Origin of the sequence: Kitasatospora sp. NPDC057512 (assembly GCF_042802135.1) — a bacterium.
GTDB lineage: Bacteria > Actinomycetota > Actinomycetes > Streptomycetales > Streptomycetaceae > Kitasatospora.
This window is the reverse complement of the sequence record NZ_JBHVET010000282.1, coordinates 1-9,776: the sequence shown is the minus strand read 5'-3', so window position 1 is coordinate 9,776 and position 9,776 is coordinate 1. Positions and strand designations below refer to the sequence as shown.

The window sequence follows — 9,776 nt, the reverse complement described above, 5'->3', positions numbered from 1 at the left end:
GGACCGGGTGCCGCACCGGAGTCTCTCAGACGTCGCTGCGCACGAGCCGCACCGCTGCGCCGGCCAGGGCCAGCACCGTCCACAGGAGGAAGACCGCCAGCCCGGCGGCGGGCGACAGGGTGGTCGCGTCGTGGTGCAGGGCGAACATCGCCTCGCCCGCGTGGCTGGGCAGATACGGGCTGATGTGGCTCTGCCAGGACGTGGGGAGCAGCGAGACGAGGCCGGGGACCAGCATCAGGGTGGCCACCAGGACGGAGATGCCGCCGGCCACGGAGCGCAGCAGCGCGCCCAGGGCGACGCCGATCACGCCGACCAGGGCGAGGTAGAGGCCCGCGCCCAGCAGGCCGCGGACGGCGCCGGGGCTGGAGAGGTCCATCGCCACGCGGGTGCCGGACAGGATGCCGCTGTCGGTGAGGAAGGCGACGAACACGCCGACGGTGCCGAGTAGCAGGGCGATCACCCCGTACACGGCCGCCTTGGACCAGAGGACCGGCAGGCGGCGCGGCACGGCGGCCAGGGTGGAGCGGATCATGCCGGTCGAGTACTCGCCGGCGGCGATCAGCACGCCGAGGACGCCGAGCGCGAGCTGGGCGAAGTTGGTGCCGAACAGGGACAGGCTCAGGGCGGTGGCGTCGGAGAAGTCCCGGTCGAGGTGCCGGCCGGAGTCGAGCCTGGACTTGAACTGGACGGCGGCGATCAGGCCGAACGCGACCAGGAACAGCAGGGCCAGGCCGAGGGTGATCCAGGTGGAGCGCAGGGACCACAGCTTGGCCCACTCCGAGCGCAGCACGCGTGCGGCGGTGACCTTGTAGACGGGGCGCGCGGGCCCGGGGCCGGCGGGCGTGGCGGTCTGGCTCGGCGCGAGGGTGCTCATGCCGCGCTCCTCGGGGTCTCGACAGTGGCAGTGGTGGCGGTGGCGGTGGTGGCGCCGTGGTACTCGACGGCGTCCCGGGTCAGGTCCATGAACGCCTCCTCCAGGGAGACGGTGCGGGTGGCGAGCTCGAACAGGGCGATGCCGTGCGAGGCGGCGGTCAGGCCGATCTCGCGGGCGGTGCGGCCGGTGACGAGGAGCTCCTCGGAGCCGGAGCGGCCGGAGATCTCCACGCCGGGGCCGGCGAGCAGGGTGCGCAGCCGGGCCGGGTCGGCGCTGGCCACCGTGACGGCGTCGCCGCCGGCCTCGCGGACCAGGTCCTGGACGGTGGTGTCGGCCAGCAGGCGGCCCCGTCCGACGATGATCAGGTGGTCCGCGACGAGGGCGACCTCGCTCATCAGGTGGGAGGAGACGAAGACGGTGCGGCCCTCGGCGGCGAGCGAGGTGAGGAGGTTGCGGATCCACAGGACGCCCTCGGGGTCGAGGCCGTTGACCGGCTCGTCCAGCATCACCGTCGCCGGGTCGCCCAGCAGGGCGGCGGCGATCCCCAGCCGCTGGCCCATGCCGAGCGAGAACGCGCCGGCCCGCTTCCGCGCCACCGACCGCAGGCCGGTCAGCTCGATCACCTCGTCGACGCGGCGGCGCGGGATGCCGTGGGTGTGGGCCTGCGCCATCAGGTGGTTGAACGCCGAGCGGCCGGGGTGGATCGACCTGGCCTCCAGCAGTGCGCCGACCTCCTGGAGCGGAGCGGCGTGCTCGGCGTAGCGGCGGCCGTTGACGCGCACCGAGCCGCCGGTCGGCGCGTCCAGTCCGACGATCATCCGCATGGTGGTGGACTTGCCCGCCCCGTTGGGCCCGAGGAAGCCGGTGACCGTCCCCGGCCGGACCGTGAAGTCCAGCCGATCGACGGCGGTCTTCTCCCCGTACCGCTTCGTCAGCTGGTGCGCCTCGATCATCGCTCACCCTCAACGTTCGTGGGCCGGGTCGTCCCGGCCGCCGGTGCCTTCCACGCTAGGTTCGACGGCGCGGCGATCCGTGGTACCCGGGGCCGATCATCGCCGGGGGCGTAGTACCGGGGTACCGTGCGCGCGTCCGCCTCCTGGCACAGCCCAGACTGCGGAACTCAGTCCAGGCCCCGCCCCCGGCGGAACCGCTCGGTGAGGGCGTCCGGGGCGATGAGCGGGGCCGGGTAGTCGGCGCCGTGCAGCCAGGGGCGGTGCACGGCCGGGCCGGGCAGGTGGGCGAGCTCGGGGACCCAGCGGCGGACGTACGCGCCGTCCGGGTCGTAGCGGTCGGCCTGGCGCAGCGGGTTGAGCACCCGGTTGGGGCGGGTGTCGGTGCCGGTGCCCGCGACCCACTGCCAGTTGAGCTGGTTGTCGGCCACGTCCCCGTCGACCAGCAGGGACAGGAAGTGGGCGGCCCCGATCCGCCAGTCCAGGTACAGGGACTTGGCGAGGAAGCCCGCCGTCAGCAGGCGGGCCCGGTTGTGCACCCAGCCCTCCTCGGCGAGTTGGCGCATGCCGGCGTCGACGATCGGGTATCCGGTGCGGCCCTGCCGCCAGGCCTCGGCCTCGCGCTCGTCCCGGTGCCAGTGGTCGTCCTTGGCCCGGTAGTCGCGGTGGGCGGCGTCCGGGCGGGCGGCGAGCACCTGGTGGTGGAAGTCGCGCCAGGCGAGCTGCCGGACGAAGGCCTGCGCGCCCTCGCCGTCGCGCCGCAGGGCGCGCTCGACGAGTTCGGTGGCGGACAGGCAGCCGAAGTGCAGGTAGGGGGAGAGCCGGGAGGTGGCGTCGGCGGCGAGGTCGTCGTGCACCCGCGCGTACGCGTCGACGTCCCAGCGCCGCCACCGCCGCCTGGCCGCGGTCTCGCCGCCGGGCGGCAGCGAGGGCGAGAGCGGGCCGGTCGGCCGGAGGTTCTCGCCGCCGATGCCGCCGATGCCGCCGATGGCGCCGAAGCCGCCGATGCCGCCGATGCCGCCGATGCCGTCCGGGGTGTCGAGGGCCCGGGGCGCGCCCAGCACCGTGCGGCGGGGCGCCCGTTGCCAGGCGCGGTGGTACGGGGTGAAGACCGCGTAGTGGTTCCGGCCGGCCGGGGTGATCCGGCCCGCTGGGACGACCGTCAGCGAGGCGTCGTGGACGTGCAGGCGGTCGCCGAACAGCTTGCGCAGCCGCTCCTCCCGCCGGTGCGCGAAGGCGCTGACGCCCGCGGCGACGTGCACGGTGGCGGCACCGGCCTCGGCGGCGACCCTGGCCGTCTGCTCGGCGGGCTCGCCGCGGCGCACGACCAGCCGGGAGCCGATCCGGCGCAGCGAGGCGTCCAGGTCGGCGAGGCAGTCGGCCAGGAAGGCCTGCCGGTTGGGCGCGGCGAACCCGGCGCCCTCGACGGCGGGGTCCAGGACGAACAGCGGGACGACCCGGTCGGCCGCGGAGCGGGCGGCGTGCAGCACGGGGTTGTCGTGCAGCCGCAGGTCCTGGGTGAACAGGGCGATCGATACGGTCACGGGTGGGGCCTCGCAGGTGGTGCCGACGTCGGTGTACCCAGCTTTCTACCGGGACGGCCGGAGCCGTCGGCGGTGCGACGCGGTACTACGAGGTGTGCCCACCGTGCGGCAAGGTGCGGTGGTGTGCGGCATGGTGCGGTGGTGTGCGGTGGGGGCGCCGCGTGAGAGGCTCGCCCCATGGAACAGCGCGTACTCGGCCGGACCGGCCGCCCCGTCTCGATCGTCGGACTCGGCACCTGGCAGCTCGGTGCGGACTGGGGGGATGTCCGGGAGGAGGACGCCCTCGCCGTGCTGGAGGCCTCGGTGGAGGCCGGCGTCACCCTCTTCGACACCGCCGACGTCTACGGAGACGGCCGCAGCGAGCGGCTGATCGGCCGCTTCCTGAAGGACCGCCCGGACGCCGAGGTGTTCGTCGCCACCAAGTTCGGCCGCCGGGTCGAGCAGCGGCCCGAGCACTACAACCTCGCCAACTTCCGCGCCTGGGCCGACCGTTCGCGCGACAACCTGGGGGTGGACCGGCTCGACCTGGTGCAGCTGCACTGCCCGCCGACGCCGGTCTATTCCTCGGACGAGGTGTTCGACGCCCTGGACACCCTGGTGGCGGAGGAGCGGATCGCCGCGTACGGGGTGAGCGTGGAGACCTGCGCCGAGGCGCTGACCGCGATCGCGCGCCCGAACGTCGCGAGCGTGCAGATCATCCTGAACGCCTTCCGGCTCAAGCCGTTGGAGCAGGTGCTGCCCGCCGCCGAGGCGGCCGGGGTGGGCATCCTCGCCCGGGTGCCGCTGGCCTCGGGGCTGTTGTCCGGCCGGTACGACGAGAACACCGTCTTCGCCGCGGACGACCACCGCACGTACAACCGCCACGGCGAGTCCTTCGACCAGGGGGAGACCTTCTCCGGGGTGGACTTCGCGACGGGCGTCGAGGCGGCCGCGGAGTTCGCGGCGCTCGCGCCCGAGGGGGTGAGCTCCGCGCAGGCGGCGCTGCGCTGGGTCACCCAGCAGCCGGGAGTGACGACGGTGATCCCCGGGGCGCGCAACGTGGCGCAGGCCCGGGCCAACGCGGCCGCCGCCGACTCGGCGCCGCTCCCGCCGGTCACCCTGGCCGCCGTGCGCGAGCTGTACGACCGGCGGATCCGGACGCAGGTGCACGGCCGCTGGTGACCGGCCGCGGCGTCAGGGCCTGCCGTCCTGTTGCTCCCGCTCCCGCCGCTCGCTGTCCTGTCGCTCTGCCTCCCGCCGCTCTGCCTCCCGCTGCTCTCCCTCCCGTTCGGCCCGGGCCGGGGAGCGGTCCCCGTCCCCTGACCCGCGCCGGCGCAGGAACCACCAGACGGCGAGGGAGACGACGACGAACGCGCCGATCACCAGGGCGAGGACCCGGCCGACGGTGCCCTCGACCCGGGTGTAGGCGGCCCCGGCGAAGTAGCCGAGCAGGGTGAACCCGACGCCCCAGAGGAGGCCGCCGAGCGCGTTGAACAGGACGAAGCGGCGGTAGGGCATCCGGGACATGCCGGCCAGGGTGGGCACCATGGCGCGGAAGAAGGCGACGAAGCGGCCGAAGAAGACGGCGGCCGGGCCGCGCCGGCGCATCAGCCTCCGCGCCTGCTCGACCCGGTGCGCGTGGCGGCGCATCGGCCGGGTGTCGACGAGCCTCGGGCCGAGGTGCCGGCCGATCTCGTAACCCGCCGTGTCGCCGAGGATCGCCGCGAGGACCACGAACAGGACGAGCCAGCCGAGGTCGACCCGGCCCTGTTGGGCGAGGAACCCGCCGAGGACGGCGGCGGTCTCGCCGGGGACGACGAAGCTGAAGAACAGGGCGTCCTCGACGAACACGAGGCCCGCGACCACCGCGTACCCGATCGGGCCGGACAGGCCGCTCAGCCAGTCGGTGATCGAGTGCATCGGCCACCCCGCTCGGGTTCGGCGCTCCTCTCCGCCTCAATCTAGTGCGCGCGGCCCCGGGCGGCCCGGCGGGCGGCCCGGGCAGGGGTCACAGGGCGGCGGCGAGGGCGTCGGCGGTGCGTAGGGTGAGGGCGGCCAGCTGGAGGGTGGGATTGGAGGTGCCGCCGGTGGGGAAGACGGCCGAGCCGACGACCCAGATGCCCGGGTGGTCGTGGGACCGGCCGGACGGGTCGACCACGGAGCCCTCCGGAGCGGTGCCCATCCGCATGGTGCCCATCAGGTGGCCGGAGCCCTTGTACGTCCCGGCCGGGGCGGCGGGGGAGATCTCCTCGGCGCCGACGGTGCCCTCGAGGTACTGCCAGATCCGGTGGGCGACGCTGTGGCCGTAGGCGAGCGCGGCCCTGGAGTAGGCGTCGACCCGGTAGGCGATCTTCGGGCGGGGCAGGCCGAGGACGTCGAGCTTGTCGGAGAGCGTGACCCGGTTGTCAGGGCTCGGCAGCTGCTCGGTGGAGTAGCTGAACCGCAGCATCCGGGTGACCCGGTGGTTGACGGCCCCCTGGAGCTTCGGGCCGGTCAGCAGGATCTTCTTGGCGGCCTTGTCCCACATGAGGGCGTCGAGCGCGGCCTCCGGGGACTGGGTGCGGCCCCAGCCGTCGTTGCCGATCGTCATCCGGAAGCCCCCGGTGTCCTTGCGGAACACGCCGTCCCGGAAGTTCTCGATGCCGAGCGTGCTCTGCGGGCCGCGGAACGGGAAGACCGGTTCGGCGAGCAGGCCCACCACCTCGTCGGTGAGGTGGTCCATCAGGTTGCGGCCGACCTGGTCGCTGGTGTTCCGCAGGCCGGAGACCAGCCAGAGCTTGGGGATCTCGACGGCGTTGAGGGCCAGCACCAGCTGCCGGGCGGTGACGCTCTGCTCGGCGAGGTCGGCGGTGGTCCAGTCCTTGAACACCACGGTGGAGGAGCCGTCCTGCTGGGGGACCACCTTCGTCACCACGCACGCGGGCTTGAGCTCGACGCCGAGGGCGAGTGCCCTGCCGACGTGGTGCCCGGCGTCGTACTTGGCTCCGGACGGGCAGATCGGCAGGCAGCTGGAGTTGCCCTGGCAGGAGCTGCGCCCTTGGTACTCCCGGGAGTTGCGGGCCTGCGGGGTGGTGATCGGGACCACCTCGACGTTGTCGATCGGTGGCATGCCGGCCAGCGCCTCGCGGACGACCAGGTCCCCGTAGCTCGGGGCGATGGCCGGCATCGGGAATCCGGCGCTGCGCCGGGTCAGGGAGGCCCACTCGGCGTCGTCGCCCGAGACGCCCAACTCCTGTTCGGCCCGGACGAGGTAGGGCTCCAACTCGTCGTAGCCGAAGGGCCAGTCCACTCCGCGACCGTAGACGGTGTTCAGCCGGAAGTCGTTGGCGAGCCAGCGGGGGGTGTTGCCGCGCCAGGCCCAGGTGCTGCCGCCGGTCATTCGCTGGAAACCGCTCTCGAACAGGTCGGTGGTTCCGCTCTGGTCGTAGTACTGGTTCATCACGACCGGATTGCCGACACCGTCCTGGGAGGGGGCGAAGCCGTCCTTGTTGTTCAGCAGACCGGCGTACGGCGTCGGGACGCCCTTGCCGGGGGAGAGCTGGTAGGCCTCGACGAAGGCGGCCCGCTGCGTCGCGTCGAGGCCGTTGTTCCCCGCGTCCAGGATCAGGACGCGGGCGCCGGGTTTCGCGGCCTTCACGGTGCAGGCGGTGAGCGCCCCGGCGACGCCGGCGCCCACCACGACCAGGTCGAAGTCGAAGTCCATCGGGTCGGTTCCTCGCTCGCTCAGGGGTGCTGGGTCCAGTAGCCGTACCCACTGGGCTGGGGCGGCTGCGGTGCGGCGGAGCCCGGGTGGGCCTCGATCACGCTCCAGATCAGGCCGGAGCGCCACTGCGCGGACGTGCCGGGGGGATCCGTCGTCTCGTCCGGCCGGGCGAACAGCCCGGTGTACCAGACCGTGATCACGGCGCGCGCGGTGAGCGCGAGCGCGGCGTCGGCGTCCAGGGCGTCCTGGAGTGCCGTGCCCGGGTCCGGCGCGCCCGTCGCGGTGGTCCAGGCGGTGAGCAGGCGGGGGAGATCGGCGGGGTAGGCGGCGAGGACGCGCTGCTGGAAGGCGTCGGAGAGCTGGGCGTCGAGCGGGGCCGTACCGGTGAGGTGCTCGGAGAGGCCGCGGAAGTCGGCGGTGGGTGGCATGGCGGGTGTCCTGCCGTTCACTTCTCGAGGAAGACGACGTCCTCGATGGCGGGGCGCAGCTTGACGGTGTCGCCGATGACGTCGACGATGCGGTGCAGGCCCTTGGTCGTGAACCTCGGGTCGGAGAAGAAGTACTCGTCGTCCCCGCCGGCCAGGAAGGCGGGCAGGTGGTCGAGGGACGGGCCGAAGAGCCGCAGGTAGTCGGCCAGGCGCCGGAACAGCTTCGGCAGGATGACCAGGTCGTCGGTGAGGGAGCCCAGGTCCTCGATCGCGGCGCCGCTGTGGGTGACGTCGTTGGCCCAGACGCTGTCCGGCGCCTTCGTGGCCCGCGCCTGGCGGGAGGTGGCGGCCATGTCGAGGCGCAGCTCCTTCGGCAGGTTCGCGTAGAACGTCGGGTAGACCAGACCGCGGGAGAGCAGTTCGTGGTTGGCGGTCTGGTGCAGCATCGGTACGTCGACCAGGAGTGCCGCTCCGCTGTCGGCGTCCGGGACGGGCGCGCCCTTGCCGATCAGGGCGACGCAGCGGCCGTACTTGTCGGCGCCGCCGGTGAGGATGAACCCGGGGGCGGTCTCCGGGGTGGCGGAGGTGACCTTCTCGTCTCCTCCCTGCACGACCTGGGTGAAGCCCAGGAAGGCCAGCAGGGCGTCCCGGGCGGCGTGGGCGCCCAGGTCGAGCGGCTGGTGCGTGAACTCCGGACCGACGCCCTGGAAGTGGGTCTCCAGCGCGTCGATCCCGTCCAGTCGCAGGCTGGCGCTGCCGTCGGCGTCCTGCTTGACCTTGTTCCCGCCGGGGACCTTGGACCAGAGGGTGATGTCGTCGGGGAGGAAGTGGACGGTGTCGCCGTCCGGTTCGAAGCCCTTGATCTGGTAGCGGCCCTTGATGAGGGTCATGGTCATGAGCGACCTCCCGTAGTCGGGTTGCGACTCCTTGTGATGACTTCGTGAGCAAACCACGGGAGCGCGCCGTCGGCCAGTCGGCGGCGGCCGGTAATTCGGTTGACCGGGCCACGCCGTGGCGCTGAACTTCGGGGGGCGCCACGCGGAGTGGCGCCGCACCACGGGGAGGCAGCAGCACCACATGGAAATCCGTTCCACGACCGACCGGGACCTCGACACGTTCGTCGCCACCTTCCACGCCGCGCTGGGGCGCTTCTCGGAGGCCCCCGGCGCGGACGGCGGCGGGGTCTGGTGGGCCGCGACCGAGATGGACCGCAACCTGCTCGCCGTGACGGCGGACGGGCGGACCGTCGGCACCGCCGGTGCGTACAGCTTCGAGCTCACCCTGCCCGGGCAGGTCGTCGTCCCGACCTCCGGGGTGACGGCCGTCGGCGTGCTGCCCACCCACCGGCGCCAGGGCGTGCTCACCGCGATGATGCGCCACCAGCTCGCCGAGCTGCGCGGCCGGGGGGAGTTCCTGTCGGTGCTGCTGGCCGCCGAGGCCGGGATCTACGGCCGGTTCGGCTACGGCCCGGCGACGTACACCCAGCGGCTGACGGTGCAGCGCCACCAGGCCGCCTTCGCCGCGCCCCGGGCGGCGCGGTCGGCGGGCGAGGCCCCGGCGGGCGGCTCGGTCGAGCTGTTCAAGCGGGCCGACTGCGGGCGGATCATCGAGGAGGTCTACGACCGCTACCGCCGCGCCCAGCCCGGCGCGCTGTCCCGGCCGCGCCGTTGGTGGGAGCTGGGCGCGGGGCAGGTGCCGACCGCCCCGACGGCGCGCCACGTCGCCGTCCACCGGGACGCCGACGGAACGCCGAACGGGTACGCCAGCTACGCGATGGACGGGGACACCCTGACGGTCGACGAGACCATCGCCGTCGACGACGCCGGCTACACCGACCTCGCCCGGTTCGTGCTCGGCCACGACCTGGCCGCCCAGATCGTGCTCAAGCACGTCCCGGCGGAGCACCCGCTGCGCTGGCAGCTGGAGGACTTCCGCGGCGTCCAGCCGGGCGGCGAGACCGACTGGCTCTGGGTGCGGCTGCTGGACGTCCCGCGCGCGCTGACCTCGCGCGGCTGGTTCACGGACGGCGAGCTCGTCCTGGACGTCGACGACCCGTTCCTCGGCGAGCACCACCGCCACCTGCTGACCGTCCGGGACGGGAAGGCCGAGTGCGTCCCGACCGACCGGGAGCCGGACCTCTCCCTGGACATCCGGGACCTGGGCGCGGTCTACCTCGGCGGTACCGCCCCGAGCGCGCTCGTCCGGGCCGGGCACGTCCTGGCCCACCGCCCCGGCGCGGCCGCCCTCGCCGACGCCCTGTTCCGCGCCGAGCGTACGCCGCACTGCCTGCACTGGTTC

9 protein-coding genes are annotated in these 9,776 nt (G+C 73.7%); 2 read left to right on the top strand and 7 right to left on the bottom strand.

The features are described 5' to 3' along the window. Positions 1–25: 25 nt before the first annotated feature. The 3 genes from ACFU6K_RS19695 to ACFU6K_RS19685 form a co-directional block, all read right to left on the bottom strand. Positions 26–874, bottom strand: coding sequence for an ABC transporter permease (locus ACFU6K_RS19695; protein WP_380664670.1), 849 nt, complete (start codon positions 872–874; stop codon positions 26–28). Beyond that, on the bottom strand, positions 871–1,827 hold the full coding sequence (locus tag ACFU6K_RS19690) for an ABC transporter ATP-binding protein (RefSeq protein WP_380664668.1): 957 nt from the start codon (positions 1,825–1,827) through the stop codon (positions 871–873). The genes ACFU6K_RS19695 and ACFU6K_RS19690 overlap by 4 nt, the downstream gene beginning before the upstream one ends. A gap of 167 nt (positions 1,828–1,994) precedes the next feature. Continuing rightward, entirely contained in the window at positions 1,995–3,368 is a 1,374-nt protein-coding gene (locus ACFU6K_RS19685) for a cryptochrome/photolyase family protein (RefSeq protein WP_380664666.1), read from the bottom strand. Positions 3,369–3,545: 177 nt separating this feature from the next. Here ACFU6K_RS19685 and ACFU6K_RS19680 point away from each other — a divergent pair, with 177 nt between their 5' ends. Beyond that, entirely contained in the window at positions 3,546–4,529 is a 984-nt protein-coding gene (locus tag ACFU6K_RS19680) for an aldo/keto reductase (RefSeq protein ID WP_380664664.1), read from the top strand. Positions 4,530–4,541: 12 nt separating this feature from the next. Here ACFU6K_RS19680 and ACFU6K_RS19675 read toward each other — a convergent pair whose 3' ends face one another. The 4 genes from ACFU6K_RS19675 to ACFU6K_RS19660 form a co-directional block, all read right to left on the bottom strand. Continuing rightward, positions 4,542–5,267 (bottom strand): DedA family protein, encoded by a 726-nt coding sequence (locus tag ACFU6K_RS19675; protein WP_380664662.1) that lies wholly within the window; start codon positions 5,265–5,267, stop codon positions 4,542–4,544. A gap of 88 nt (positions 5,268–5,355) precedes the next feature. Then, complete coding sequence (locus tag ACFU6K_RS19670) at positions 5,356–7,050, bottom strand: GMC oxidoreductase (protein ID WP_380664660.1); 1,695 nt, start codon at positions 7,048–7,050, stop codon at positions 5,356–5,358. 20 nt (positions 7,051–7,070) lie between these two features. Then, the gene (locus ACFU6K_RS19665; protein ID WP_380664658.1) at positions 7,071–7,478 is read right to left on the bottom strand and encodes a sugar dehydrogenase complex small subunit; all 408 of its coding nucleotides are present in this window, start codon (positions 7,476–7,478) and stop codon (positions 7,071–7,073) included. A 17-nt stretch (positions 7,479–7,495) separates the two neighbouring features. Next, positions 7,496–8,374 (bottom strand): nuclease, encoded by an 879-nt coding sequence (locus ACFU6K_RS19660; RefSeq protein ID WP_380664656.1) that lies wholly within the window; start codon positions 8,372–8,374, stop codon positions 7,496–7,498. Between the two features lie 181 nt (positions 8,375–8,555). Here ACFU6K_RS19660 and ACFU6K_RS19655 point away from each other — a divergent pair. Then, on the top strand, positions 8,556–9,776 hold a 1,221-nt coding region (locus tag ACFU6K_RS19655; RefSeq protein ID WP_380664654.1), incomplete at its 3' end, for a GNAT family N-acetyltransferase.

Bases quoted from the DNA above. Each gene is read 5' to 3' on its own strand.
- ACFU6K_RS19695 (WP_380664670.1), bottom strand. From the start codon at position 874: ATGAGCACCCTCGCGCCGAGCCAGACCGCCACGCCCGCCGGCCCCGGG.
- ACFU6K_RS19690 (WP_380664668.1), bottom strand. From the start codon at position 1,827: ATGATCGAGGCGCACCAGCTGACGAAGCGGTACGGGGAGAAGACCGCC.
- ACFU6K_RS19680 (WP_380664664.1), top strand. From the start codon at position 3,546: ATGGAACAGCGCGTACTCGGCCGGACCGGCCGCCCCGTCTCGATCGTC.
- ACFU6K_RS19675 (WP_380664662.1), bottom strand. From the start codon at position 5,267: ATGCACTCGATCACCGACTGGCTGAGCGGCCTGTCCGGCCCGATCGGG.
- ACFU6K_RS19670 (WP_380664660.1), bottom strand. From the start codon at position 7,050: ATGGACTTCGACTTCGACCTGGTCGTGGTGGGCGCCGGCGTCGCCGGG.
- ACFU6K_RS19665 (WP_380664658.1), bottom strand. From the start codon at position 7,478: ATGCCACCCACCGCCGACTTCCGCGGCCTCTCCGAGCACCTCACCGGT.
- ACFU6K_RS19660 (WP_380664656.1), bottom strand. From the start codon at position 8,374: ATGACCATGACCCTCATCAAGGGCCGCTACCAGATCAAGGGCTTCGAA.